Annotated in this window: 26 protein-coding genes and 2 pseudogenes; 15 read left to right on the forward strand and 13 right to left on the reverse strand. The window is 52.5% G+C overall.

Translation table 11 applies throughout. The features are described from left to right. Genes E2F51_RS03905 through E2F51_RS03915 form a run of 3 tightly spaced genes read right to left on the reverse strand, consistent with a single transcriptional unit; the run spans nucleotide 1 to nucleotide 2,574 of the window. Nucleotides 1-762, reverse strand: a complete 762-nt coding sequence (locus tag E2F51_RS03905; RefSeq protein WP_134822802.1) for an amino acid ABC transporter ATP-binding protein — start codon at nucleotides 760-762, stop codon at nucleotides 1-3. Beyond that, nucleotides 755-1,681 carry an amino acid ABC transporter permease gene (locus E2F51_RS03910; protein ID WP_134822803.1) on the reverse strand — a complete coding sequence of 309 codons (927 nt, stop codon included), beginning with the start codon at nucleotides 1,679-1,681 and terminating at the stop codon, nucleotides 755-757. The genes E2F51_RS03905 and E2F51_RS03910 overlap by 8 nt, the downstream gene beginning before the upstream one ends. Then, nucleotides 1,678-2,574, reverse strand: a complete 897-nt coding sequence (locus E2F51_RS03915; RefSeq protein ID WP_134822804.1) for an ABC transporter substrate-binding protein — start codon at nucleotides 2,572-2,574, stop codon at nucleotides 1,678-1,680. Before E2F51_RS03915 ends, E2F51_RS03910 begins: the two co-directional genes overlap by 4 nt. A gap of 412 nt (nucleotides 2,575-2,986) precedes the next feature. Between E2F51_RS03915 and E2F51_RS03920 the strand changes: the two genes are divergently transcribed. The 6 genes from E2F51_RS03920 (at nucleotide 2,987) to E2F51_RS03945 (ending at nucleotide 8,283) form a co-directional block, all read left to right on the forward strand. Next, nucleotides 2,987-3,553: a sugar dehydrogenase complex small subunit gene (locus E2F51_RS03920; protein ID WP_134822805.1), complete on the forward strand. Its 567-nt coding sequence runs from the start codon at nucleotides 2,987-2,989 to the stop codon at nucleotides 3,551-3,553. A 27-nt stretch (nucleotides 3,554-3,580) separates the two neighbouring features. Beyond that, nucleotides 3,581-5,239: a GMC family oxidoreductase gene (locus E2F51_RS03925; protein WP_134822806.1), complete on the forward strand. Its 1,659-nt coding sequence runs from the start codon at nucleotides 3,581-3,583 to the stop codon at nucleotides 5,237-5,239. Then, nucleotides 5,236-6,636 carry a cytochrome c gene (locus E2F51_RS03930; protein WP_134822807.1) on the forward strand — a complete coding sequence of 467 codons (1,401 nt, stop codon included), beginning with the start codon at nucleotides 5,236-5,238 and terminating at the stop codon, nucleotides 6,634-6,636. Before E2F51_RS03925 ends, E2F51_RS03930 begins: the two co-directional genes overlap by 4 nt. A 236-nt stretch (nucleotides 6,637-6,872) precedes the next feature. Beyond that, nucleotides 6,873-7,364 (forward strand): type VI secretion system tube protein TssD, encoded by a 492-nt coding sequence (tssD, locus tag E2F51_RS03935; protein WP_134822808.1) that lies wholly within the window; start codon nucleotides 6,873-6,875, stop codon nucleotides 7,362-7,364. A 44-nt stretch (nucleotides 7,365-7,408) separates the two neighbouring features. Continuing rightward, the gene (locus E2F51_RS03940) at nucleotides 7,409-7,738 is read left to right on the forward strand and encodes a tlde1 domain-containing protein (RefSeq protein WP_371732176.1); all 330 of its coding nucleotides are present in this window, start codon (nucleotides 7,409-7,411) and stop codon (nucleotides 7,736-7,738) included. Next, the gene (locus E2F51_RS03945; RefSeq protein ID WP_134822810.1) at nucleotides 7,735-8,283 is read left to right on the forward strand and encodes a hypothetical protein; all 549 of its coding nucleotides are present in this window, start codon (nucleotides 7,735-7,737) and stop codon (nucleotides 8,281-8,283) included. Before E2F51_RS03940 ends, E2F51_RS03945 begins: the two co-directional genes overlap by 4 nt. A 72-nt stretch (nucleotides 8,284-8,355) precedes the next feature. On the opposite strand, the gene E2F51_RS03950 is transcribed toward E2F51_RS03945, so the two are convergent. The 3 genes from E2F51_RS03950 to idnO are packed head-to-tail and all read right to left on the reverse strand — an operon-like array spanning nucleotide 8,356 to nucleotide 10,162. Then, nucleotides 8,356-8,829, reverse strand: a complete 474-nt coding sequence (locus E2F51_RS03950) for a YhcH/YjgK/YiaL family protein (RefSeq protein WP_134822811.1) — start codon at nucleotides 8,827-8,829, stop codon at nucleotides 8,356-8,358. Further along, nucleotides 8,819-9,385: a gluconokinase gene (locus E2F51_RS03955; protein WP_134822812.1), complete on the reverse strand. Its 567-nt coding sequence runs from the start codon at nucleotides 9,383-9,385 to the stop codon at nucleotides 8,819-8,821. Before E2F51_RS03955 ends, E2F51_RS03950 begins: the two co-directional genes overlap by 11 nt. Before the next feature lie 15 nt (nucleotides 9,386-9,400). Continuing rightward, nucleotides 9,401-10,162, reverse strand: coding sequence for a gluconate 5-dehydrogenase (gene idnO, locus E2F51_RS03960; RefSeq protein ID WP_013203936.1), 762 nt, complete (start codon nucleotides 10,160-10,162; stop codon nucleotides 9,401-9,403). A 270-nt stretch (nucleotides 10,163-10,432) separates the two neighbouring features. On the opposite strand from idnO, the gene E2F51_RS03965 reads away from it, so the two are divergent. The 4 genes from E2F51_RS03965 to E2F51_RS03980 all read left to right on the forward strand — a co-directional run bounded on the left by E2F51_RS03965 (nucleotide 10,433) and on the right by E2F51_RS03980 (nucleotide 16,362). Beyond that, the gene (locus E2F51_RS03965) at nucleotides 10,433-11,425 is read left to right on the forward strand and encodes a LacI family DNA-binding transcriptional regulator (RefSeq protein ID WP_134822813.1); all 993 of its coding nucleotides are present in this window, start codon (nucleotides 10,433-10,435) and stop codon (nucleotides 11,423-11,425) included. A gap of 150 nt (nucleotides 11,426-11,575) precedes the next feature. After that, on the forward strand, nucleotides 11,576-12,517 hold the full coding sequence (locus E2F51_RS03970) for a 2-hydroxyacid dehydrogenase (RefSeq protein WP_134822814.1): 942 nt from the start codon (nucleotides 11,576-11,578) through the stop codon (nucleotides 12,515-12,517). A gap of 85 nt (nucleotides 12,518-12,602) precedes the next feature. Next, complete coding sequence (locus E2F51_RS03975; RefSeq protein WP_053144942.1) at nucleotides 12,603-13,934, forward strand: MFS transporter; 1,332 nt, start codon at nucleotides 12,603-12,605, stop codon at nucleotides 13,932-13,934. A gap of 355 nt (nucleotides 13,935-14,289) precedes the next feature. Continuing rightward, nucleotides 14,290-16,362, forward strand: a complete 2,073-nt coding sequence (locus tag E2F51_RS03980; RefSeq protein WP_134822815.1) for an FUSC family protein — start codon at nucleotides 14,290-14,292, stop codon at nucleotides 16,360-16,362. 59 nt (nucleotides 16,363-16,421) lie between these two features. On the opposite strand, the gene E2F51_RS03985 is transcribed toward E2F51_RS03980, so the two are convergent. From E2F51_RS03985 to E2F51_RS04000, 5 genes are all read right to left on the reverse strand, one after another. Further along, complete coding sequence (locus E2F51_RS03985) at nucleotides 16,422-16,964, reverse strand: hypothetical protein (protein WP_245174169.1); 543 nt, start codon at nucleotides 16,962-16,964, stop codon at nucleotides 16,422-16,424. 12 nt (nucleotides 16,965-16,976) lie between these two features. Then, nucleotides 16,977-17,243, reverse strand: coding sequence for a hypothetical protein (locus tag E2F51_RS24015; RefSeq protein WP_245174171.1), 267 nt, complete (start codon nucleotides 17,241-17,243; stop codon nucleotides 16,977-16,979). Then, complete coding sequence (locus E2F51_RS03990) at nucleotides 17,197-18,204, reverse strand: type IV toxin-antitoxin system AbiEi family antitoxin (protein WP_134822816.1); 1,008 nt, start codon at nucleotides 18,202-18,204, stop codon at nucleotides 17,197-17,199. Before E2F51_RS03990 ends, E2F51_RS24015 begins: the two co-directional genes overlap by 47 nt. A 145-nt stretch (nucleotides 18,205-18,349) precedes the next feature. Beyond that, nucleotides 18,350-19,015, reverse strand: coding sequence for an RES family NAD+ phosphorylase (locus tag E2F51_RS03995; protein WP_134822817.1), 666 nt, complete (start codon nucleotides 19,013-19,015; stop codon nucleotides 18,350-18,352). Further along, a complete protein-coding gene (locus E2F51_RS04000; protein WP_245174173.1) occupies nucleotides 19,008-19,727 on the reverse strand; it encodes an integrase in 720 nt (239 codons plus the stop codon). Before E2F51_RS04000 ends, E2F51_RS03995 begins: the two co-directional genes overlap by 8 nt. A gap of 143 nt (nucleotides 19,728-19,870) precedes the next feature. Between E2F51_RS04000 and tssG the strand changes: the two are divergent. The 3 genes and pseudogenes from tssG (at nucleotide 19,871) to E2F51_RS04015 (ending at nucleotide 23,357) form a co-directional block, all read left to right on the forward strand. Further along, nucleotides 19,871-20,935: pseudogene (gene tssG, locus E2F51_RS04005) on the forward strand (type VI secretion system baseplate subunit TssG). A gap of 270 nt (nucleotides 20,936-21,205) precedes the next feature. Continuing rightward, the gene (locus E2F51_RS04010) at nucleotides 21,206-22,345 is read left to right on the forward strand and encodes a DNA cytosine methyltransferase (protein WP_134822818.1); all 1,140 of its coding nucleotides are present in this window, start codon (nucleotides 21,206-21,208) and stop codon (nucleotides 22,343-22,345) included. Then, nucleotides 22,281-23,357 (forward strand): restriction endonuclease, encoded by a 1,077-nt coding sequence (locus E2F51_RS04015; RefSeq protein ID WP_245174174.1) that lies wholly within the window; start codon nucleotides 22,281-22,283, stop codon nucleotides 23,355-23,357. The genes E2F51_RS04010 and E2F51_RS04015 overlap by 65 nt, the downstream gene beginning before the upstream one ends. A gap of 176 nt (nucleotides 23,358-23,533) precedes the next feature. On the opposite strand, the pseudogene E2F51_RS24020 reads toward E2F51_RS04015, so the two are convergent. Further along, nucleotides 23,534-23,829, reverse strand: a pseudogene (locus E2F51_RS24020) (IS3 family transposase); the annotation flags it as partial. 395 nt (nucleotides 23,830-24,224) lie between these two features. On the opposite strand from E2F51_RS24020, the gene E2F51_RS04025 reads away from it, so the two are divergent. Continuing rightward, the gene (locus tag E2F51_RS04025; RefSeq protein WP_134822819.1) at nucleotides 24,225-24,650 is read left to right on the forward strand and encodes a hypothetical protein; all 426 of its coding nucleotides are present in this window, start codon (nucleotides 24,225-24,227) and stop codon (nucleotides 24,648-24,650) included. Here E2F51_RS04025 and E2F51_RS04030 read toward each other — a convergent pair. Then, nucleotides 24,647-25,435, reverse strand: coding sequence for a DUF4225 domain-containing protein (locus E2F51_RS04030; protein ID WP_134822820.1), 789 nt, complete (start codon nucleotides 25,433-25,435; stop codon nucleotides 24,647-24,649). The genes E2F51_RS04025 and E2F51_RS04030 overlap by 4 nt on opposite strands. 82 nt (nucleotides 25,436-25,517) lie before the next feature. On the opposite strand from E2F51_RS04030, the gene E2F51_RS04035 reads away from it, so the two are divergent. Then, a complete protein-coding gene (locus E2F51_RS04035; RefSeq protein ID WP_134822821.1) occupies nucleotides 25,518-26,000 on the forward strand; it encodes a type VI secretion system tube protein Hcp in 483 nt (160 codons plus the stop codon). Nucleotides 26,001-26,008: the final 8 nt, after the last annotated feature.

The raw sequence follows: 26,008 nt of genomic DNA on the forward strand, positions 1-26,008 counted from the left end.
TTAAAGTACCGTGGCTAAAAAATGACGGACGCGCGGGTTTTGCGCTTCGTCAAGTACGGTTGAAGTCGGTCCGGAGGCAACGATTTTCCCTTCTTCCATAAAGACGATGTTATCCGCCACTTCACGGGCAAAGCCGATTTCATGGGTGACGATCACCATGGTGATGCCGGAATGCGCCAGCTGTTTGATCACCTGCAATACTTCGCCGACCAGCTCCGGAACCAACGCGGAGGTGGGCTCATCAAACAGCATCACCTCGGGATCCATCGCCAGCGCCCGGGCAATCGCCACGCGCTGCTGCTGACCGCCGGAGAGCTGCTGCGGCCAGTCGTGTTCACGTCCCGCCAGCCCGACCTGCTTCAGCAGCGCCAGACCTTTGCTTTCCGCCTGCTGACGGCTGAGCTTTTTCACCCGCATTGGCGCATCAATCACGTTTTGCAGCACCGTGCGGTGCGGAAACAGATTGAACTGCTGGAAAACCATGCCGATCTGGCTGCGTTGTGCGGCGATCTGCTTGCTGCTCAGCTCGTGCAGCAGCTGGCCCTTTTGTTGATAGCCCACCAACGCGCCACCGATGCGGATGGTGCCGCCATCGAGCTTTTCCAGATGGTTAATGCAGCGCAGCAGCGTCGATTTACCCGAGCCCGACGGGCCGAGGATAGTGGTCACCGAACCGGCGGCAATATCCAGATCGATGCCGTCCAGAATGGTGACGCCGGAAAAACGTTTGGTGATTTTACGTAACGAGATAGCTTCAGCCATTGCTCACTCTCCCCTGCTCTGCGGTAAAGGTTGCCGGCTTGCGTTTGAACCATTCGCGCTTCTCTTTACGGGTGACGCCGCGCGCAAAGTAGCGCTCAACGTAGAATTGTCCCACCGACAACACCGAGGTCATCAGCAGATACCACAGCGTCGCCACCAGCAGCAGCGGGATCACCTGATAGGTGCGCTGGTAAATAATCTGCGCCGAAAACAGCACGTCCTGCAGGGCGATCACCGACACCACCGCGGTGGTTTTCAGCTGGCCGATGATTTCATTGCCCGCCGGTGGCAGGATGGCGCGCATCGCCTGCGGCAGCACGGTATAGCGGAAAATTTCGGCAGGCCGGTAGCCCAACGCTTTGGCCGCTTCCAGCTGGCCGTTACCCACGCTCTGGATGCCGGCGCGCACAATCTCTGCCGCATAGGCCGCCTGGTGCATCACCAGGGCGATCACCGCCGCGCTGAACGGGCTGATCAGCGAGTTCGATGACGCGCTCCACAGCTCGCCGACCCAGGGCAGCGAAACAGAGACCTTTGGATAGAGCGCGGCAATGTTGTACCAGAGAAACAGCTGCACCAGCATCGGCACGCCTCGGAAGAACCAGGTATAGGCCCAGCTGACGCTGACCAGCACCGGATTGGAAGAGAGCCGCATTAACGCCAGTACCGTGCCGCCGGTAAAGCCCAGCACCACCGAAATCGCCGTCAGCTGCAGCGTCATCAGCACCCCTTGCAGGATCGACTGCTGGGTAAAGCTGTCGGCAATCACCTGCCACTCAAAACGCGGGTTCTGTACCATCGAACTGACCGCCGCGGCCAGCATCAGCAGCACCACTAAGGCGCTGATCCAGCGGCCATAATAGCGTTTGCCGACAATGCGCAGCGTGTCGGGATCCTGATGGCTGTCGTCTTTACTCATTTAAAGATATCCAGATTGCGTTTAGCTTCTTTCACCGCGCCGAAGCCGATGTTCCACTTATCGAGGATTTTCTGATACGAACCGTCTTCGATCAGCGAGTTCAGTGCGGCCTGCACCGCAGGCTCCAGCGGAGAATCTTTGGCGAAGGCCACGGACACCGGCGCATCGTCGACGTTGATCTGACCCGGTAACGCCAGTACGGGAACCTGGCTGACCTGATAGGTCAGGCCTTCATACGGGCCGAAGAACATCGGTACACGCCCGCTCACCACCGCCTGAACACCGGCCGGACGATCCGGGAATACCGCCGTTTTAATCGGCTGCTTGCCGGCGGCCTCACACTCTTTGCTGGCCTGGTCCAGACGCGTCAGCTGCGTGGTGCCGGCACCGGCGCCCACCGTTTTACCGCAGACGTCCAGCAGCGAGGTAAACGGCTTCACGTTGGCCTCTTTCTGGGCAATGATCCCCAGACGCGAGGCGTTGTAATAGCCAACGAAATCGACCTGCGCCAGGCGGGCTTTGGTGGCGTTGATATTCGACAGCGCCACATCGTAACGGCCGGATTTCAGCCCCGGAATGATGTTGTCGAAGCCGCCGGTATCCTGCCAGTGCACCGGAATGCCCAGGCGTTCGCCGACCGCATTCATAATGTCGATCTCACGACCGGCCAGCGTGCGGTTATCTTCTTTATAAAAGGTGGTTGGCGGCGTATTTGGGTTGGTTCCGGCAACGATATAACCGCGCTTCAGGATCTCGGCGGGCAGCTGGCTTTTTAGCTTGCTGTCGGCCGACACGTGCAAAGAGCTTTCAGTCGGGACATTTTGTTCCGCAGCCCAGGCCGTTGGCAGGCTGGCGACCATCAATGCTGAAAATACCCATTTAGATAATGTCATTTGCACTCTTTCTCCTGAATAAAGATAACAATCCGCTCGCCAGGGAGACGGAAAAGAATAACGCCACCGGATCTTATTTAATGGAACGCTTGATTCATTCTCACTGAAGCCGCGGAACCAGAGCAAATGTGAAAATACGCTAAGCTTTGCCGGTTTTTGTTTAAGGCCCGTGGAGTCTGGCTTCGCCTGCGGTTTCCGGCATCACAACCAGGATTTCGGCGGGATCTGCTGAAGAAGGGTTTTAGGGAGGCATGAAATCGGCTACTAATTTTTAAACAAAATTATCATTTAGAGCTGAAATCGTCACATTTCGATAAATTCCTGCAATATCCCATTAACAAAACAGGGGCATCCCAGTAAGATTTGTGACTTCAGTCTCATTTCTCGCTCACTTTCGTTTTCCAGGGATACCATGCACCAGCCAAAAACCGATCGTTCTCTGGTTCCGCCCAAAAATGGAACCGGTTCCAATCGTCGTGAGTTCCTGCGCACCGCCGTCAATCTGACCGTCTCGGCAGCGCTGTTCGTCGGGCCTGGCCGGGCGTTTGCGGCAAGCCTGGTCAGCGCCAGCGATCCGGTTAAAAACTTTATTACCGTCTCGCAGGCCATCACCGAGCATAAGCAGATCGACAGTGGCCTCGCCGCGCGTTTCTACGAAGCCTTCGCCCGCAGTGACAGGCAGTTTACCGCCAGGGTCACCCGCCTGGCGCAGTTGCTGACCACCGGCGACAGCGCGCAACAGCTGATGGACAAAGCCACTCAGGCAGGACTGAAAGACTTCCTCTATCAGATCGTTACCGCCTGGTACACCGGCACCGTCGGCAGCGACTATCACGGCACGCTGGTCGCCTATAAGCAGGCGCTGATGTATGCCCCGGTCAGCGATGGCCTGGTGGTGCCAACCTACTGCGGCAATGGCCCGATCTGGTGGACCGCGCCCGTCCCGGATGAAAACGACGGTTTGATCGCCAGTCTGTAATTCAACACATTAAAAAATAAGATAAAAATGAACAAACAACCCGTTTTTACTGCGCAAGGCGATGCCAGCGCGGATATTGTGATCGTGGGCTCAGGTGTTGTCGGTGGCATGATTGCCAATGAATTGGTCAGCCAGGGCTATTCCGTGCTGGTGCTGGAAGCCGGGCTGCGCATTGAGCGTTCCCAGGCGGTCGAGAACTGGCGCAATATGCCTTTTGCTAACCGCGCAGGGTCGGATTTCCAGGGACTGTACCCGCAGTCGAAATTCGCGCCCGCCCCGCTCTACTTCCCGCCGAATAACTACGTTAACGTGACCGGCCCGAATGCCTCCAGTTTCCAGCAGGGCTATCTGCGTACCGTCGGCGGCACCACCTGGCACTGGGCGGCGTCCTGCTGGCGTCACGATCCCAGCGACTTTGTCATGCAGTCGAAATATGGCGTCGGTCGCGACTGGCCCATCTCCTATGACGAATTAGAGCCGTGGTACTGCAAAGCCGAAAACGAAATTGGCGTGGCGGGCCCGCACGATCCCGCCCGTCAGTCACCTTCCCAGCGCAGCCAGCCCTATCCGATGGATATGGTGCCGTTTGCCCACGGCGACAGCTATTTCGCCAGCGTGGTCAACCCGCACGGCTACAACCTGGTGCCGATCCCGCAGGGCCGCAGTACCCGTCCGTGGGAAGGTCGCCCGACCTGCTGCGGCAACAATAACTGCCAGCCGATCTGTCCGATTGGCGCGATGTATAACGGCATTCACCATATCGAACGTGCCGAGCGCGCGGGTGCGGTGGTGCTGGCCGAAGCGGTGGTCTACAAGATGGATACCGACAGCAACAACCGCATCACCGCCGTGCACTGGAAAGACAGCGCGGGTGCGTCGCATAAAGCTAGCGGCAAAGCCTTCGCGCTGGCCTGTAACGGCATCGAAACGCCGCGCCTGCTGCTGATGGCGGCCAACGAAGCTAACCCAACCGGTATCGCCAACAGCTCCGATATGGTCGGCCGTAATATGATGGACCACTCCGGTTTCCACTGCTCATTCCTGACCAAAGAACCGGTCTGGCTGGGTCGTGGCCCGGCGCAGAGTAGCTGTATGGTTGGCTACCGCGATGGCGAGTTCCGCCGCGACTACTCCGCCAACAAAGTGATCCTCAACAACATCTCGCGCGTTGTTGCTGCCACCACTCAGGCGCTGGCAAAAGGCCTGGTCGGCAAGGCGCTGGACGAAGAGATCCGCTATCGCGCCGTGCACAGCGTCGATCTGTCGATCAGCCTTGAGCCGCTGCCGGATCCGGAAAACCGCCTGACGCTGAGCAAAACCCGTCTGGATCCGCACGGCCTGCCCTGCCCGGATATTTACTACGACGTCGGTGATTACGTGCGTAAAGGCGCGGAAGCGTCCCACGCGCAGCTTGAGCATATCGGCCAGCTGTTTGATGCCAAAGAGTTCAACATCAGCAAAGGGCTGAACGCCAACAACCATATTATGGGCGGCGTGATCATGGGCAAAGACGCCAAAGAAGCGGTGGTCGATGGCAACTGTCGCGCCTTCGATCATGAGAATCTGTGGCTGCCGGGCGGCGGGGCGATTCCGTCTGCCAGCGTGGTTAACAGTACGCTGACCATGGCCGCGCTGGCGTTGAAAGCGGCACAGGATATGGCGATGCGCATGAAGGGGCGGGTATGAAAAAACTGACGTTGCTTTCCCTGCTGCTGGCCACCGTGACCGGTGCAAGCTTTGCCGCTTCAGCTGAGGATCTGGATCTTAACCTGCTGCATAAAGGTCAGCAGGTTGCCTCCGCCTCCGACTGCCAGGCGTGCCACACCGCGCCGGGCAGCAAATCCGCTTTCTCTGGCGGCTACGCCATCGCCTCGCCGATGGGGGTGATTTACTCCACCAACATCACGCCAGCCGAAAACGGCATTGGCCAGTATACCGAAGCGCAATTCTCTGCGGCGGTGCGCGATGGCGTGCGGGCTGACGGCGCGCAACTCTATCCGGCTATGCCGTACACGTCCTACAGCCAGATGACCGACGAGGATCTGCACGCGCTCTATTACTACTTTGAGCACGGCGTGAAGCCGGTCGATCGGGCCAATCAGCAGACCAGCCTGCCGTTCCCGTTCAGCCTGCGGTTCAGCATGAAGTTCTGGAACCTGATGTTTGCTAACACCAAACGCTTCGAGCCAGACAGCAGCAAAAGCGCCGAATGGAACCGCGGCAACTATCTGGTCAACAGCCTGGCGCACTGTAATACCTGCCATACGCCGCGCGGCGTGCTGATGCAGGAAGAGAGCGCGAAGCCGCTGGCTGGCGGCCCGCTGGGCAGCTGGTATGCGCCGAATATCACCTCCGACAAGGTCAGCGGCATTGGTGGCTGGAGCGACCAGGAACTGATGCAGTACCTGAAAACCGGTCGCGCTGAAGGGAAAAACCAGGCGGCTGGCGGCATGGCGGAAGCGGTTGAAAACAGCCTGCAGTATCTGCCGGACAGCGATCTGAAGGCGATTGCGGTTTACCTGAAAAGCACCCCGGCGATCCGTGACGACGGCGACACCCAGGCCGCCTTCTCTTACGGCAAGCCGATGGATGTGGAAAACAGCATTCGTGGTCGTAACCCGAATAATGCCAACCACTCGCTCACCACCGGTGCCGCATTGTTTAGCGGGAACTGCGCCAGCTGCCACCAGCCGGATGGCGCAGGCAGCAAGAATCAGGCTTATCCGTCGCTGTTCCACAACACCGCAACCGGGCTGCGCGATCCGAATAACCTGATCTCGGCGATCCTGTTTGGTGTGCAGCGTAAAACCGCCGATGGTGACGTGCTGATGCCGGGCTTCAGCTCGCCGTCTTATGTCGATAAGCTGAACGATCAGCAGGTGGCGGATATCACCAACTTTGTCCGTCAGAACTACGGCAATCCAGAAGGTACGGTTACCGCAGGCGATGTTGCCTGGGTGCGTAAAGGCGGCCATCCACCGCTGCTGGCCGAAGTGCAGCCGTGGATCGTCCCTGGCAGCATTGCGGCCATTGTGATTGTGCTGATTATTGTTCTGCTGTGGCGTCGGGCACGACGTAAATAATAATCGCTGGGGTTAATTCAATTAACCCCAGCTATTTTACTGTTGGCAATGAGTTAACAATTCAGAATTAATTCGAACACCATCTTATTTATTTCGCTGACGCTAATTAACCTCTCCGTGTTTGTTAATTCTATTTCCGTTACCGCGCGCAAAGTTTGCCACTTCCCGGTTGGATGTCAAAACACAAAGCTTTAGCATCATCCTTGCCCGTATACGGAATAAACAAGGAGATGTTTATGGCAATACCCGTCTATTTGCGTTTAAAGGATGATGGCGGTTCGGCTATCAGAGGTGGTGTTGAGGTGTTGGGACGTGAAGGCAGTATAGAAGTCACTTATCTTGACCATGCCGTGACACTGCCAACCGATCCTTTCAGTGGAAAAATCACCAGCACGCGAAATTTCAATACCTATGCCTTTGAAAAGGAAATTGATTGCAGTTCCCCCCTGCTCTACAAGGCCCTGACAACCGGGCAATGCCTTCACTCAGCCGAGTTTGTTTTTTACCACATCAATCATGCCGGTCAGGAAGAACCTTACTTTTTGACCACCCTCGATAAGGTCAGAGTTGTGGCGGTGATCCCGTTGCTACTCGATATCAAAGCACCGGAGTATCAACAGCATAATCATATTGAATACATCGAGTTAACCTTTGAGAAAATCACCTGGCATTATCTCGACGGCAACCTGATGCATTCGGACAGTTGGGATGGAAGAGTCACCGCCTAAGGAGAAGCACCATGACATGGATATATCATCAAAGCACTGGCGAAATGTTTCATAATACTGAGCCCAGAGGGAAGGGTTATGCAGGACGGATGACCAACAAAAATAACCCATCAAGACAGCATGTACGCGGTCTGGGCCCCATACCTCAGGGGACATACCGCATCGACGATAAAACGACGTCGAAAGGGCCTTTAACTTTAGTTCTGATACCAGACCCGTCGAATAATATGTTCGGCAGAACCGCTTTCAGGATCCATGGAGAGAGGGTAAAAGGCGTACCGGGCTGGGCCTCTGAGGGATGTATTATTTTACCTCCCACTTTAAGGCGTGAAATCTGGAATTCTAATGATAAAGAATTATTGGTGGTGCCATGAAAAGAGCTCTTCTGACGTTACTCTTATGTTCAGCCTTTGCCAGTGCAGAGATGAGCCCTGCCGCGGTAAAGCATCAGATTGAGGAGCATGGGGTTAACGCTTTTCAGGCTCAAGTCAGCGAATCCGACTGGCATAGCATTATTGCCACTAAAGTTGCTGAAGGCGATGCGGAATGGATAGCCATACTGCCCTGGTTCAGAGCGTTATCTAATAACGAAGAAACCGCTGATCTGGTTGAAGCGGCCCAGCGAGGGTTAATCCGTAACCCTCAGGCTATGCTGGAGGCCCTGAACTCAATCGATAAGATGACGCCACGGGGAAAGGTCGTGCATCTTGATACGGATAATATCTGTTTTGGCAGCATTCCTGATATATCCAAACACTCCTATCTCCTGTTCTATGCCGCAACGAAGCATGCATTGGAAGAGGCTAATAACCTGGCCGCGAAGTGTTTGTGGGTGCTGGACTCTGTCCATGATGAGCTTATGGCTGAAGACAGAAATGGCACAAAGAACTGGGGGACCCGCGCCGTTCCTGGCTACTGACCCACTAAAAAAGCGCCTGAGATCTTCCGATTTCAGGCGCTTTCTAAACAAGATCCTCAAGCCGGATCGGGATTAATCCACCAGCAATGCGCTGTCGATTTTCACCACGATCTTACGCAGCGGAGAGGGAACGCCGAAGGTGCACATTGGGCGATGCAGCTCCAGCGGGAAGATCACCGCCAGCGCGCCGGTTTGCAGGTGGATCAGCGTTTCGCTGTCGATCCGGTGGCAGAAGCCCAGATCCTTCTGCTCTTCAAATGGCGCAACCAGATCCAACTCCAGCCCGATCGGGCCTGCGCCAATGATCTCTTCCCCGGCCAGCACCAGATGGATATCGATATACTGGCGGTGGAACTCGGGCTGCTGCGCGTTAAAATCGCGCGTTTCGCTTTCCATCACCGAGTAGAAAATTTCCTCGCCCTGAATGGCATATTTCCCCACCGCCTGGGTCTGCGGATTGTTCGCCTGGATGGCCTGCAGAGTCTTACGGATCACCGCTGGATAAAGCGGATTTTTTGCTGCCTGTTCGAGGGTATCAATGATCATAACGTTGTTCGGTCTCCGGTTGTAAGGATGCCACGGCGGGCGCCGCAGGAGTGGGCTGCAACAGGTTGACGCAGCGGGTCACAATGGTGCTCAGCGTAGGCGAGATATCCACGGGGATAACATCGCGCTCCTCTGCACCGGGTGCTTCCAGCGCGGCAAACTGACTTTTGAGCAGCGCCTCCGGCATAAAGTGCCCTTTGCGCCGCTTCATGCGGTCCAGCACGCAGTCGTAGTCGCCGTTCAGCCAGATAAAATGCACGTTCTGATTGCCTTCACGCAGCCGGTCGCGGTAGCTTTTTTTCAGCGCTGAACAGACCAGCACACCGGACTCATTCTTCTGCTCAAGGCTGAAAATCACGTCTGAAAGCCGGCCTAACCACGGCAAACGATCGTCGTCGTTCAGCGCCTGGCCGGACGCCATCTTGGTGATGTTCTGGCGGGGATGCAGATCGTCCCCGTCAATAAATTTCGCCTGTAAGGCATTTGCCAGCGCCGTCCCCACCGAGGATTTCCCGGTGCCGGATACGCCCATCACAATAATGCATTGACCTGCCATTTCGCTTCCTCCGGGTTAGACCGCCGCCAACATGCCGCCATCAACAAACAGCAGATGCCCGTTCACAAAGTCAGACGCTTTTGAAGACAGGAATACCGCCGCGCCCACCAACTCTTCGGGATTGCCCCAACGGGCAGCCGGGGTGCGCTTGCACAACCAGTCGGTAAACTCCTGATTGTCCACCAGCGCTTTGGTCATCGGCGTCTCGAAATAGCCCGGCGCAATGCCGTTGACCTGGATGTTGTAGCGGGCCAGCTCTACGCACATGCCGCGCGTCAGCATTTTCACCGCGCCTTTCGCTGCGGCGTAGGGAGTGATGGTGTCGCGGCCCAGTTCGCTCTGCATCGAACAGATGTTGACGATTTTGCCCGCGTTGCGGGTAATCATGCGCTTCGCCACGGTCTGGGACACCAGGAACACCCCGGTCTGGTTGGTGGCAATAATGTCATTCCACTCATCCAGCGGGAACTCGGTGAACGGGTGGCGGCGCTGGATGCCGGCATTATTAAACAGCACGTCGATTGGCCCGATGGTGGACTCAATCTTTTCAATCCCGGCTTCAACCCCTTGCGGGTCCGCGACGTTGAAGACCGCGGTGTGCGCGGTAAAGCCTTCGTCGCGCAGCTTCATCGCCGCATTCTCTGCGCGCTCTTCTGAGGTGCCGTTAATGATGATTTCCGCACCGTGCTGCGCCAGGCCGCGCGCCATAATAAAACCGATGCCCTGCGCTGCGCCGGTCACTAAAATTCGTTTGTTCTCTAAGCTGAATAGATTCATCTGTTCCTGCTCCATTGCATCAGGCAGTGAGTGGCTCGCGCGAGGTGAGTCTGTATGGGCCTTATCACACGGCTTTTAGCCCTTTTAAACTGTGATACAGATCACCTATAGCGCTGTTACGAAACCAGGATACCGTTGCTGTGATCGCGACGGGCTTTTCACCGTAACACGCACCGCAAGACCAGGATTAACCGCACTTTAATCCAATTTCCTTTAAGGGTCGCAGCAGGCATAATGCAGGCATTGAAGGGCTGTCGGCTGATAACAACGATGAAAATGCAACGGATCACGTTACATGATATTGCCACTCTGGCGGGTGTAACAAAAATGACGGTCAGCCGCTATCTCCGCACGCCGGAAAAAGTTAAACCTGACACCGCCGAACGGATTGCCAGCGTGATTGCCGAGGTGGGCTATGAGCCGGACCCGGATAATCACGCCATCGCCAGCAACGCCCTTCCCCGCATCGGCGTGCTGATCCCCTCCTTTAATAACCAGATTTTCTCCGACCTGCTGGCTGGCGTGGAGTCGGTGACCACCGCCCAGGGCTACCAGACGCTGGTAGTGAATTACGACTACGACAGCCAGCGTGAGGAAGAGCAGATCGCCACCGTGCTGGCCTTCAATGTTAAGGCAATCTTACTGACCGAATCGGTCCACACCGTGCGCGCCGAGAAGTATCTGAAAGCGGCGGGCATTCCGGTGGCGGAAGTGATGGGACTGACCACCACCGAAGGCCGCGTCAACGTCGGATTCAATAACTTCCAGGCCGGGTTTGATATGGCCAGCATGCTGATTGGCAGCGGCAAAAAGCGCATCATCTATTTCGGCTCAATGTCCGATATTCGCGATGAGCAGCGCTACGCCGGCTACTGCAAAGCGGTGGAAGACGCGGGCCTGCCCACCGGCCGCATTGCGCCGAAAAAGGTCTCATCGGTGTCGACCGGGGCCGGAATGATGACCATGGCGCGTCAGATGTATCCCGATATGGACGGCATACTCTGCACCAACGATGACCTCGCGGTAGGCGTGTTGCAGGAGTGCCTGGCGGCCGGGATTGCCGTGCCCCAGGAGATGGCGATTGCCGGTTTCCACGGGCTGGAGATCGGTCAGGTAACAACCCCGAAACTGGCCAGCGTGATCACCCCGCGTTTCGAGATGGGCAAAACCGCCACCGAGATTTTGATTAAGAAGATCAACAACCTTCCCACCATCGAGCGGGTGGATTTGCACTATCGCCTGTCGATGGGATCGACCATCTGACGGCGGAAACCCGCCGATAAGCACCTTCGCGATCACGTAGTCGGTAACACAGATTTCTAACACGATTCAGTGTGATCCAGCTCGCAATTAAATACTCAGAAACCCCTTTAATAGTACGTATCCGACGTACTGCCTTTGAAGGGGAACCCCATGACAACTCAAGCCATCCTGCTAATCGCTCCCGTACCTGATGCCCTGATGGACCGACTGGCTTCTGGCTGGACGGTTCACCGCCTGTACGAGCAGCAGGATCCGCAGGCCTTTCTGGCCCAGTCTGGCGACAGCATTAAGGCGGTGGTGACGCGCGGCGACATCGGCGTTCGCAACGAGGTTTTGCAGCAGTTACCGCAGGTAAAGCTGATTGCCGTGTTCGGCGTCGGCACCGATGCCATCGACCTCAACACTACCCGCTCCCGCAAGATTGCCGTGACCATCACCTCCGGCGTGTTAACCAATGACGTTGCCGATATGGCGATGGGCCTGCTGCTGGCGGCATCCCGCCGACTGTGTCAGGGCGACCGCTTTGTCCGCGAGGGCCAATGGCTGAACAACGCGCCTCCGCTTGGCACCCAGGTCAGCGGCAAACGTATCGGCATTGTCGGCATGGGCAACATCGGCCAGGCCATTGCCCGCCGCGCCAGCGGATTCGATATGCCGGTCAGCTACACCAGCCGCAGCCGCCGTGAGTCGCTGCCGTACAGCTGGTGCGACGATGTGCAGAGCCTGGCGAAATCCTGTGACTTCCTGGTGATTGCGGCTTCGGGCGGCGAATCCACCAAAGGGATGGTTGACAGCGCCGTCCTGCAGGCGATGCCGAAACACGCCTGGCTGATCAATATCGCGCGCGGCTCGTTAGTCGATCAGTCCGCATTAATTCAGGCCTTACGCAAAGGCGAGATTGCCGGTGCCGCGCTGGACGTCTTCGAGCAGGAGCCGCAGGTTCCAGAAGAGCTGATTGCGCTGAACAACGTGCTGTTACAGCCCCATGTGGGTAGCGCCACCCACGAAACCCGTCAGCAGATGGCGGATGTGGTGTTCGCCAACGTTGAGGCGTTCTTCAACCAGAAGCCGCTGCCGACCGCCATCGATTAACGCGTTTGCATCCCCTGCCCAGGCCGGCGTTGTCGGCCTGCATCACCGGGATGGACCGTTATCCACTTTTTCCAGAGGGCCTGAGATGAATAATAAAATACCCGGCACGCGTTGGCTGCGTGTGATAGCCCCGATTCTGATCACCTGCATTGTGTCGTTTATGGACCGGGTGAACATCAGCTTTGCCCTGCCTGGCGGCATGGAGCAGGATTTAGCCATCACCAGCCAGATGGCCGGTATCGCCAGCGGCATTTTCTTTATCGGTTATTTATTCCTGCAGGTGCCGGGCGGCCGCGTGGCGGTGAACGGCAGCGGCAAGAAATTTATCGCCTGGTCTCTGGCGGCGTGGATGGTGGTGTCGATCGCCACCGGCTTTGTCACCAATCACTGGCAGTTGCTGGGTCTGCGCTTCGTGCTGGGTATCTCGGAAGGCGGGATGCTGCCGGTGGTGCTGACCATGGTCAGCAACTGGTTCCCGGAAAAAGAGCTGGGACGGGCGAACGCCTTTGTGATGATGTTTGCGCCGCTGGGCGGCATGTTTACCGCGCCGATTTCCGGTTGGATCATCAACGCCTTCGACTGGCGCTGGTTATTTATCATCGAAGGCCTGCTGTCTGCCGCCGTGCTGCTGGTGTGGTGGCTGGTGATCAGCGATCGCCCGGAAGAAGCCCGCTGGCTGCCCGCGCGTGAGCGTGAATACCTGATTACCGAACTGACCCGTGAGCGCGAAGAGCGCAGCAAGAAAGCACCGGTGGGCAAAGCGCGGCTGAAAGACGTGTTCCGCAACAAAGGGTTGATGAAGCTGGTGCTGCTGAACTTCTTCTATCAGACCGGCGATTATGGCTACACGCTGTGGCTGCCAAGCATTCTGAAAAACCTGACCGGTGCCAATATGGCCAACGTGGGGTTGCTGGCAATACTGCCGTTTGTCGCGACCATTGTCGGTATCTACCTGATTTCGATGATCAGCGACAAAACCGGTAAACGCCGTCTGTGGGTAATGATTTCGCTGTTCTGCTTTGCCGCGTCGCTGCTGGCATCCGTGGTGCTGCATCAGCATATCGTCGCGGCCTATATCGCCCTGGTGTTCTGTGGTTTCTTCCTCAAAGCCGCCACCAGCCCGTTCTGGTCAATGCCTGGCCGTATCGCCTCGGCCGAACTGGCCGGTAGCGCTCGCGGTGTGATCAACGGTTTGGGTAATCTGGGCGGCTTCTGCGGTCCTTACCTGGTCGGCATTATGATCTACTTCTACGGTCAGGGAACGGCCATCTGCGCGCTGGCAGGCTCGCTGATTATTGCTGGCCTGATTGCCACCACGCTGCCGAAACAGTGTGACCTGGTGGAGGATGCCGACGACGGGAAAGTCGGTGCCGGCCATGGCAAGATCGGGCATGGAGTTTCGCACCAGGGGCGGTAAGAATGTGTTGAGCGATCGCCCCGTTCTTTTACGAATCTTTTTTATGGTTACGGGACGGTTTCTGAGCGTTAACTGACAATGGCTTGATCGCTATCATTGACAGGATTTATTGATCGGCTGTTACGGGTAACGTGCAGCACCTTGTTATGACTCGAAAAGCCCCTGCTTTTACTGGCAGGGGCTTTTATGGTTAAGGTTGCCGCTGAAGTTTATTTATATAGTTTCACCTGAAGATAATTTCATAATGGGAATATCTTTTTTGATTCAGTAACAATTTGACGTAGTTAACCCCATGAATTAGGCGCGTATTCTGGCAGGATGCTGCGCACTTAGTGTGCATCTGGTAGTCCCTGTCATGCAGTGGTTTTCGAAAAACGCCGTTTTGTTTTCAGTAAAGACCTGTCTTGCGGCCTTTCTGGCTGTCTATATCTCGCTTGAACTGAATCTGGATAAACCGGCCTGGGCACTGACTACCGTTTACGTCTCTTCTCAGCTTTATTCCGCATCGACCATCTCGAAATCGATCTTCCGCCTGATGGGCACGCTGCTGGGTGGGCTGTTTGTGTTCCTGATTTATCCCGAAACCGTCCAGTCTCCGATGCTGTTCAGCCTGTGCGTGTCTTTGTGGGTCAGCTTCTGCCTCTATCTGTCGCTGCATGACCGCACGCCGAAAAGCTATGTGTTTATGCTGGCGGGCTACAGCGCCGCCATTATGGGTTTCCCGGCGGTGACCATGCCGCTGAGCATTACCGGCACGGTGATTTCACGTATTGAAGAGATCGCGCTGGGCGTCACCTGCAGCAGTTTTATTCATGGATTACTGCTGCCGGTTTCGATGCGCAACCTGCTCGAGCAAAGCGTCACCGTGTGGTATCAGAACGGGCGTAAGATGTGCAGCGATCTGCTGACCGGCATTCCAAAGCATAACTCGCCGGAGCGGGAAGACATTCTGATCCGCATGGCGCAGTATCCGCAGCAGGTTGAAGCGCTGATCACCCACTGCGTGTATGAAGGTGACGCGGCGCGCAGGCTGATCCGCCTGGTGAGCGTGCAGTATCAGCATCTCTCTTATTTGATCCCGACGCTGGCCGCGATTGAGATCCGTCTGCATCAGATGGCGCAGCTGGATATCCGCTTTCCGGAAACGGTTTCCCTCGCCTTTCAGCAGTTTCTGCTGTGGCTGAACGCCGGAGACGATCTCAGGGATAACGCCGGGATTCAGGCCACGCTTACCGCCACTCAGGGCGATCTCAAACGTGCCTGGCAGAATGGCGAGTTGCCGATTGATGAGTGCCTGGTGCTGACCGGTTTACTTGAGCGCCTGGCCGACTTTGTGCGCATCGCCGGGGCGTATCACAGCGTCAGCAACCTGGTCAGCGATCTGTCGGGCGATACCAGCCTCGCGCGTAAAGAACGCTCGCGCCCGCATACGGACACCGGCCTGCTGCTGCTCTCCGCGACCACCTCATTTCTCGCGACCTTTGGCGCCTGCCTGTTCTGGATGGGCACAGCCTGGCGCGATGGCGCCTCCGCGCCGATGATGGCCGCGATACTCAGCTCATTTTTTGCCAGCGCAGACACGCCGGGCAATTCCATGAAGCTGTTTATCAAAGGCACGGTCATATCGATCATTATCAGCGTGCTGTACGTCGCGCTGCTGATCCCGCAGGCCGTGACCTTTGAAAGCCTGATTATCTGCCTGTCGCCGGGGCTTTTCGTGCTGGGGTTAGTGATTGCCAATCCTTCTACCAATATGATCGGCCTGAGCGCCGCGATCCAGCTTCCCGGTTTAATCGGCCTGAGCCATCACCTGAAGCCCGACCTGACGCTGGCCATCAACACGGCGATCTCGTCGATGACCGGGATTTTATTTGCGGTGGTGATCACCGCGATTATCCGTAACAAGCGCCCGTCATGGATCGCCCGCCGCGCGGTGCGTTCGGGGCTGGGCGAGCTGCTGCGCTTTGTGAAAGAGATGGAGCGCAACGGGTCATCGCTGCTATCACGTCAGCACTTTATTACCCGCATGCTGGAGCGCGTGAACGTGATCCTGCCGCGTATGCGCCTCGATCCGCATCCCGACCTGCTGACCGCTGGCAACCTGGTGACCGAAGTGTGGCTGGGCGCGAACTGCTATGACTATTACGCCCGCAACCGCGAGATGTTGGGGCAGCATCAGCTGGACAGCGGACAGATGTTCCACGAGCTGGCGCTGTTCCTGAAGCGGCGAATGAAGTCCCTGAAAGTGGCTCCGCATCCTGCCCTGCTGGATGAGCTGGATTTGCTGCTGCTGGAGCTGGAAGGCCTCGCCACCCGCGATGAGCAGCTGTTCACGCCGCTGTTCCATCTGTACAGCATTCGCCTGTGGCTGTTCCCGGATCGGGCGTGGCCGGATAAGCCGTTGGCGTATTTGAGGATGCGGCGGTGATTGGGGATTAGCCGGGGAGTAGCTTAAAAGCCGTCCCCTTTTGATACCAGGATGCCTGTTTAGGTAGATTGATCATTCTGAAAAAGGCCATGCCAAAAATCATCAATTATTTGTTCAATCTCATCAGATTTTAACGTGGCCGACTGCCGAAAAATAGCATCTGTGAGTGCGTCTTTATCCAGCGTCCTTAATTCTGCCACCGATGCTTTTAAGCCAACCATAGCAATATCAAATCCCAGCAGAGTGGCTCCCATTCGAACGGGGTCCCAGCCTGAAGCTTCACCATCAATCGGCGCTTCGTATATTCGGCTATTTTCAATCGCACCGTATTCGCTGACAATTTTGTAGAGGTCAATAACATCTCGCGCATCTGAGTGGCCGCGATCCCGCCATGCGAACATTTTTAATAACGCCAAACCTGGTAAAGAACAGAATGGAATAACTTCACCATTATCCAGCCGGATATTCACGACATTGGCGAATGCTTCGGGAAAACCATCAATAGCCATAATGATGTTCCGATCGGGTGGCCAGAAAACCTGTTTATCTTCAGCGATCCCACCAAATGGGATGAGATCTAACTCAATGTCATGCCAGATCATTCGATGGACATTTTAACCCACTTCTTTCGCCCCAACGGCGGTTAGCGTTTGTTTTAGTTCATCAAATACTCGCCACTCATTAACAAATATGGCGATATCAATATCACGGGTCCGCCGTCCAAGGTTTTTACCGTGTACGTGATGAAGCAAAATTTCGCGAGCTGTTGCCCCGGCGATAAAGAATGGAATGCCCTTCTCTGAGCAAATATGACTTATCTTCGTCAGTAACGTTTCAATAACTGAAGAGAGCGGATTCACTAAGCTGAAGATACTTATCATTAATTATTTTCGCCGTTTCCAGATTTCTATCGTCCACGCTGGCCAGCAGTTCTGCTACACACAACATGGCTATGGCTTTTTTGTTGAGCTCAAAATTATCCCCCCAAAAACTGGAGACGAGTTGTAGCTTACCTTCACGGTGGGGTTTCAATCCCAATGTTTGCCGCCTTTGTGTTAAAGGTAGCGGCGTAAAGAGCGTCCCTCTTTCGGCTATCAGGTAGCCCCCGGTTAACTCCGCAGCTGCAACTTCGCCTCCCCAGCACTCACCTGAAAGCAGCGAAATATCATGCCATGAATTGGGTTGGAGCAGCGGGATACTGGACAATTTTGGAAGAAGCGCCGCAGCATAATCACGTCTCCACAAAACCTGTAGCTCTTCGACGTTCATCAGGCGGCGTCCATGCTGGGTTTTACGATAATATTTTTGTGCTTCAAGAAACTCAAATGCCTTACTTACCATGCCGAGAGAAATGCTCGAGTGAGCAGCAAGGCTACGATAAGTTTCATTGAGGCTTTCTGGGCGGGAGAGTAATACGAATAGCAATTTCATCACCCCTTCAGCAAATCGAGACTTTACTGAAACAGGCTTTATGCCTACTTTCCCTTTTATGAGAACGTACAACTCAGGGGTCTGAATAATCGCGTTCCCAGCCGTATCGATATAGTTCAAACAGTTATTGAAGCAGTATTCAGCGAGTGTGGGCGTAAGTTGATTACAGATAAGTAATAAAGGCAGACCGGCTGGATTGTGGGCAATTTTATTGCGTATACTCATCAAGCTTTCTACACGATGAATCTTTTTAATTTCCAGTGTAAAATCAATGCCTTTACCGTCAGGTCTGAGCAGCTTTGCTGTCATCTCAGACTGATTTTGATCACCCTGTGGGTTCACGCTACATTTCAGTTCAAAACCTTTGGGCAGGCTTTCAACCACTTCAGACAGAAACTGTTCTTCAATCATTCGTTCACGCCTTTTGAATGTTCATGAATCATGAACAAAGTGATAGTATGAACAAGCGGCGTTGAAAGCAAGAGTATTGTGATAGAAAAGAGCTCATGCTCTCTCTCCATCATGGCTGAATCACACGGCCTGCGGCACTCTCTGACTAACCTCCACCACCCGCCGCCAAAAGCACTACACCCAGCTGATCGGCTTCTTCCTCAATAGCATCCAACACGTTCTCTGACTCATTTATCACTTCAGATTCAATCTCAACATTTAGTTGAGATGCTTCAATACGGTCACCAAAAAGCATCAACGCCGCATCACCATGCTGTTTAGAAGACCACTGTAGCCCTTGAACGTCCGGGAAAGCCTGATGTATTGCCACCGCGTATTCCCGGGTGAAAATATACTGTTCGGCAGAAGAGTCTAAAAGCTGGGCTCGCGTGACACCCATTTTGCGCAGTGTTTTAGGATTAAGATCCGCAAGCTGGAGGTCAATAAGCGGCATGATAATTGAATGCGCCATTCCGGCCAGCTTTCCCAAATCGTAAGGTGCGCCAGCGGAGTCTGCCGGCAGATCGTGGAACAGCGTTTCCATCACCGCCACGCCGAAATTTTCACCGCCGTACAACGTCGCTACGCCGTTACTCATTGGGCTGAAGCGAGAGTTCCCCTTACCTGGGTTGAACTGCACTGCACTGTAATCCGCTGAATGCACCCGATGGAGCCGTTTGCCCGCAGGCCAGGTAACAAAGTTCACCTGCAAATTAGCCTTGGGCTGACGTATTTTGCGGGCAACAACCTCCTTGTCATCGGCATCAGCCATGAACGGCGCCCTCTCTCTCTGCCTGTGCCGCTAACAGCACCTGCTTGGGCTGCGATGTCAGCACATCTTTCGGCTTTTTGCCGCCAAGCCAGCTGTTCTCCGACCCAAACCAGATGGCGAGTCCCCACGGCGTTTTCCTCTCGCCGAACAGTGAGATCACCTGCTTCACCACCGGGATTGGCCGGAAACCTTCATCCAGCGCATATTCCGGGTAGTTGTCCTTGCCTTGCAGCTGCAGGGCAAAAATACTTCCTGCCGATTTCCAGCGATTAGGTCCCGCGCTTGGATTACTGCTCTGGAAGTTAGCTTTTTCGGAGAGTTCACGCGCCGTCAGCCAGACGGAATCTGCCAGAATACGGTCGTTCAGCTGTTCACGTCGTTGAGCATTCCGTTCGGCCCTGGCCTGTTTACTGGTTTGTTCCAGAGGTTCAGTGACCACCGCCAGCGTTTTTCGTCTACTGGAAGCCGTGCTCTTGTTCAACGCAGGCTCTTTCTGGCTAAACGAAGCCAGCACGGCGTTCAGGGCTGCTTGCATCGCCACCTTCATGGTTTCATTGAATGCGGGGTTACGCGCTTTCGTGCTGCCCAAATCAATCACCAGGTATGCCGCATCGGCATGGGTTTCCAGGCTGTGAAGCTGGTCGCCGCTCAGGCTCCTCACATCGAAGGAGTGATCTTCACGCCGTGCAGAGTTGTTTTTCGCTGCCATCATTCACCTCGATTGACAGATGGATATATCGGTTATATTCATTATATCCGCGATGTGCGATTTGTCGATTATTTGAGCTGAATGAATTGGGGCAGACAATAGGTTTGGCCAGAGCGACGCTTAACACGGATTTTGTTCTGATGACGATGGAAGATAGTGAAAAGCGCCTGAAAGCATTCTGGCGCGACAAGGACGGCAAAGACCGGGCGCAGGCATTTAACTTCTATCGCTTTTGCCAGCTACTGGAGAAACAGCTGTCAGACCAGAAACCCATCGGCAGCACTTTCTCGCCAAAAAATGACGCGGTGCGCTTTCGCCCGCATCCGAGCATGGGTTTTCCGGTCAGCGAACTTAAAGCGGTGGAAACCGATCCCGAACGGCCCGATGCCCCGCCGACGGTGCGCACCACCTTTATGGGGCTGTACGGCGTGGATTCGCCGCTGCCGACCGGCTATATCGATGACATCGCCCAAAAGCGCGAAGGCCACGAGGCGCAGGAGGCCTTTCTGGACATTTTTAACCACCGGATGATGACGCAGTTTTACCGCATCTGGCGAAAGTACAGCTATCTCGCCACCTTTGAAGACGGCGGTACAGATAAAACCTCCCGCAGCCTGATGGCCCTGACCGGCATCACTGACAGCAGCGACGTTTTCGCCTCGCGACTGCTGGCAATACTGCAACCGCTGGTCCTAACGATCCGCACGGCAGAAGGTATTGCCAGCGTGATCCGCACGCAGGCACCCTATACACAGGTTGTCGTGAAGCCGCATAAGGTAACGGAGATGCCCGTCGGAAAGCGTGCCCGATTCTCGATTTCAGATCGGCAAAAGTTGGGCGATCACTTAGTGCTTGGCAGCATGATGTCCGACGCCAACTACTGCATTGGCGTAGAGATGTTTACCGAGGACGCGAACGAGGCCAAAGGCTGGCTGCCCGGCGGGCAGTTGAGGGAAGACGTATTTACTTTGCTGCGGGTGTATTAGGGATGTGATTACGACGCGAGTTTGCAACTGACTATTCCGATGAGGTTAGCTCCGATGCCACGGCTGGGGGATCGGTCGCTGCTGATGGGGTATAACGTGGTGCTGGGGTTGAGGGAGGATAATTTGGGGGAGATGGCTGAGAGAGTGAGGATGAGGGTTGGGAGGGTTAGAAGGGAATTCAGCGTGCTTCAGGGCAAAAACTATCTGCTCTTCGGTGAATCGTGATTTTTTCATTGGCACAACCTCTGCTCAGTAGAGTTTGTATCATGCCGTAACCCTATTTCTGGATGGAGTAGGATTTTGGGTCAGGGTCATGACGAAGGCATCATTGACATCGCAGTGTTCATCAACGGGAAGCAGGCCATAAGGTCATAGCCCCATAAAATCACAGCAGCTGACCTTTTTAAAGTGCTCGCTATCCGTTGCAATGACCCCTTCATCTGTTAAAATGCTGAGGCGTTTTCGCATGACTTAACGATCAACAATAGGTAAAAAATGTCCGCACTTAAACCCGCCATCTTCTCTTTCTTTTCCGGCTCAGGCTTTCTTGACCTTGGCTTTGAAAACTCAGGCTACGAAGTGGTTTTTGTGAATGAATTTCACCCGCCGTTCATGGATGCTTACAAGCACTCGCGGGCGGTTATGAAAAAGCCTATTCCACGTTTTGGGTATGCAGAAAAGAGCATTGAGGAAGGGGATCACAAGCTGTTAAAAGACGCAATTAAGGCTCTCAAGACAGAAAAAAGACTGACTGGCTTCATCGGTGGGCCCCCATGTCCGGACTTTTCCGTGGCAGGCAAGAATAAAGGGCGTGACGGAGAGAACGGTAAGCTTTCCCAAAGCTACATTGATATAATTGTAGAGATGAAGCCTGACTTCTTCTTATTCGAAAACGTGAAAGGTTTATATCGCACACTCAAACATCGCGATTTTTTTGAGCATCTCAAAAAACAGCTGATGGAGGTGGGTTATACCCTGCATGAAAGACTAATCAATTCGATTGAATACAGTGCCCCACAGGACCGGGAGCGTATTATATTGTTAGGCTTTCAAAGTAAGAAACTAGCAAAGTCATTTGAATGGAGTGGCAGAGTATATCCGGATCGTAATGCATTCAATAACAGTTGGCCGACAACAAATGAATTTGTTGAGGATTCAACACTGATAATGCCCGAGTCACTTCCTGAAGAGTTAACTGTTGACTTTTGGTTTAAGAAAAATAACGTATCTGAACATGTAAACTCAAAGCATGTATTTACGGCCAGAGCTGGGTTAGTACGGTTTAAGGCTGTTGCAGAAGGTGACGACAGTAAAAAATCTTACAAACGCCTTCACCGATGGAGATATTCCCCAACAGCTGCTTACGGTAATAATGAGGTCCATTTGCATCCATATAAGCCTCGCAGAATAACGGTTGCAGAAGCACTTGCTATTCAGTCTTTGCCGAAAGAATTTGAATTACCAAGTTACATGACTCTTTCAAATATGTTTAAAACTGTTGGAAACGGTGTCCCTTATCTTGCAGCATTCGGAATAGCAAAATCTATTTTAGAGCATTTAGGTATTAAAGATGAATTTAACAGCAATGAATCTTGTGAATGCGATAGCGAATCTGCCAAAAAACAGGCAGTTTGATTATGTGAATGACAGTAATTCTGGGAAGATTGTTATCGACTCGATTAAGTCGCCACAAGGTCCAATACGCTTCAAGCGTTTTAATCCGGCCAAAGGTGAAACGCTCAAAGATGCAAAACTAGATAGTATATCTAGTCAAATGCTATGGCGTTTGGCTAACGCAATTCAAGAAGATGCCCCTATTAATTTAGACAGAGTGTTCGGTGCAAGCTATAACTCTCGTTCAGTCATTGAGAGTTTGCTTGCTCATACTCCACAATTTTATTGGTGTAAGCTCGATCGCTTAGAGGTTATTAACACTAAGCAGACGGTTAAGAAAGGTCACAAACATCTTATATATTTACCAAGTTCGCCACATGAAAACGGCAAGATCTCTGAATTCAAATCTAATATTGTAATTTCAGAGATGAACACAGAAGTCATATATCAAAGCGTTGATTTAGAAACAATCCGCCCAGTTGAAGGCATGTCGATTGAGGAATCAAGAAGGCATGCACAAATCCAAATAGCATTAGTAAAAATAGGACATCATCTGGGATACAGGACATGGGTCGCAGCTAATGACCGAGGGTTAAAATATGATGGACAGGCAATCGCCCAAATGGATGGCGTCATTGATAGTTTGTCTAACGAAAAAGTCTTAAGTTCCTACAATGAAGCCATTCATGGTGCAAGATTGATAGATTGCATCTGGTTTAGAAATGGTAAATTGATGCCTGCTGTGATGGAGATCGAGCATAGTACCGGAATAATAAGCGGCCTGACACGTATGAAGAACTTCTGTGATTATGCCCCTCGTCTGCAGGATATACGATGGACAATCGTAGCTCCGGACGAATATCGAGACAAAGTCATTGAATTTGCAAACAGACCACAATTTCGTGAACTTGACACAAAGTTCTTCCCATACTCTGCCGTAGAAGAATTGTACTCTCTTTGTGAACGTCGTAAGCCTCAAGGAGTAACCGATCAATTCTTAGATTCTTTCATGGAAAGATGTATCGTGAACTAAAAATGCCGGGATTAACCTAACTTTTTTTTGTTTTTTATTTTTCGATGTTCATTGATTTAGCATCTGATAGCACTGTCGAATCCTAGGGTGCCCCGGTCCAGTACACATTTTATGTCCTCAAGTTGACGCCTTTTTTAAAGGCCCCCAAGGACGACATCCACAAGAAGACTGTAACCCTAGGTTAGTTTATATAACACTTCAGTGTGGTCGAAGATTTCCGCCCGGACCATGCCCTAGTTTTATATATTTGCTTTCTAATACGTTATCATTAGCGGACTTAAGAAGTATTCTCCCATAGCATTATCCCAGCAATTACCACGTCGACCGATGCTAAGGGTCAGATTATTCTCCTGCCTGTCATTACTACCTTACTGGCTGCGCTGATCCGCTTTGCACAATTCGTCAGGTTTACGTCGCTAGGGGCATTCAGCAGTGCGTCTAAAGCATGTTCACGCAACAGCGTTGGTTTCACTCAGTGACATTTCCATTCTGCCAGGTTGTGCTTCAACAGCAGGGAATCAATCAATTAAAAATGAGACGCAGCAAAGTATTGCGTCAAAGATTTATAAAGGTCGAACTACGAAGCAAGAAAGTTTAAGAGATTTTGGTGAGCCAACGCGTATAACAACTGTGGATACAAATGAAGACATGTGGGTTTATTCAATCATGAACTCGAGTCTGTAAGCAATGTCTTATATCCCAATAGTAGGCCGGCTCTCTAATGAAACTGATATGAAAAGCAAAAATCTAACTATCACATTCACAGGTGATAAAGTAGAGAACTGGTCTTTCATTGAGAGTAATGATTCGGTTCATAACGGGTTTTGAATCAACATTAGCAATACATAAATGCCGTGGGGAAACGTTTTGCATCGAAGACGTTTCACACCTCAATTTCAACCAAATACGGGCTGGCAACAGAGCAGCCATGTGGGTTATCATGGGCCAAACTTAACAATTTTGGCCCGTGACATGAATGCATTTGAGTTTGAAAGAAAACTATCTGAAAGTGGCTTTAACGCTAAGGATATCAATGCGTTAAGACATTACTTAGAAAAAGGAAGTAATACATACCCAGCACTGCTAAAAGAGTTAAATATAAGGTTTATTGCCTCAATGATACTTATATTTATACTCGCGGCTGTATGGTTATATACGTATAAGTACAAAGATCATGTCGCAATTCTATCTTATTCTATAACCATGTTAATTGTTGCCCCGGTTTTTTATATTTTTACCCCTATGAAATTAGGGTACAAAGCATTTATTTATATGTTGAAAGGATTACATTAATCTTTATTATCATATATAGATTTAAGCGCCAATGAGTCGTTATAGATTTCGACACCAAGCTCAAAACGACTCATATCTCTAACACCTCTAACAAAATCTGAATTAATGTAATAGAAGAGACGAAATGTTTCAGGTTTTCTTATCAGCCTGAACATGCCGTAGGCTGAGAGAGCTAAATCCATACTGCTATAGGCAATTTCTCCTGTTTTTTGATCAAAGCCTAAGAACTTGGCTGCTCCGATGTAACCATCTTTTAAGAATCCCTGGGCGTCCTTTTTTCCTGTGATAACATTCATTACGCCCTCCTGTACGCCATTCACTCCATGTAGTGTGAGCATAGCACCAAATCCAACCCCTATTATATTCCCGGTTGCAGCTGAAGCGGCCATGACTCCAAACCCAGCCACTACCTGTAACCCACTCAGTACTACCCCAACACCATTGATAACATATCCCCAGATATCACCTTGCTGAAGGAACTGTACTGAAGCATGCAATGCCGCCTCACCTGTCCGAAGAAGCTGATCTTGTCTCATAAGATTACTATGTTCTTCTTTCAGATTTTGAATACATTGCTTACATTCATCGTCTGTGGCACCTGAACGGATAGTATCCATTTGAGCATTAACGAATATCTTTACTTCATCCTGAAACTGAACCCTATTGTAACCATCAGACAAATGAATCAGAGATAAGTGATTTGAAGATATAACTAACTGATTAGCCTCAGTATTAGCCATTGTTAAAAAGTAATCTTTGAATCGGTCTGCTTTCCAGTAGTCCATGACTATGCCTTTATGTCATTATATGTATCATTAAGTTTATTTAATCAGATTCCCCTTTTCAGGGAAAGTAAAAGGACCAGATATGAGTACAGATCTCTTCTTAAAAATCGACGGCATTACGGGTGAATCACAGGACAGTAATCATAAAGGCTGGATTACCATAGAATCTTTCACATGGGGCGCGAACCAGCCAGGGAACATGACGGTTGGTGGAGGTGGTGGTGTAGGAAAAGTTCAGTACCGAGATCTCTCAGTTCAGTCACTCATAGACAAAGCTACTCCAGCAATCATGCGCTATGTGTCTAACGGTAAGCATATTGGCATGGCTGAGCTTTCGGTGTGTAAGGCCGGTGGCAGCCAAATCGAGTACTGCCGCATTACACTTGAAGATGTTCTTATCACTAATGTTGTTTTTAACGGCACCACGAATCGTGATTTGATTGGAGTTTCTTATCAGTTTCAGGCTTCAAAAGTCAAAACCCAGTATTGGGAGCAATCTTCTACTGGTGGAAAAGGTGTAGAAACACAGTCTGGTTGGGACATAAAATCTAATAAAGAAACTTGATTTCACCG

The sequence above is a fragment of the Erwinia sp. QL-Z3 genome (assembly GCF_004551645.1).
Lineage (GTDB): Bacteria > Pseudomonadota > Gammaproteobacteria > Enterobacterales > Enterobacteriaceae > Erwinia > Erwinia billingiae.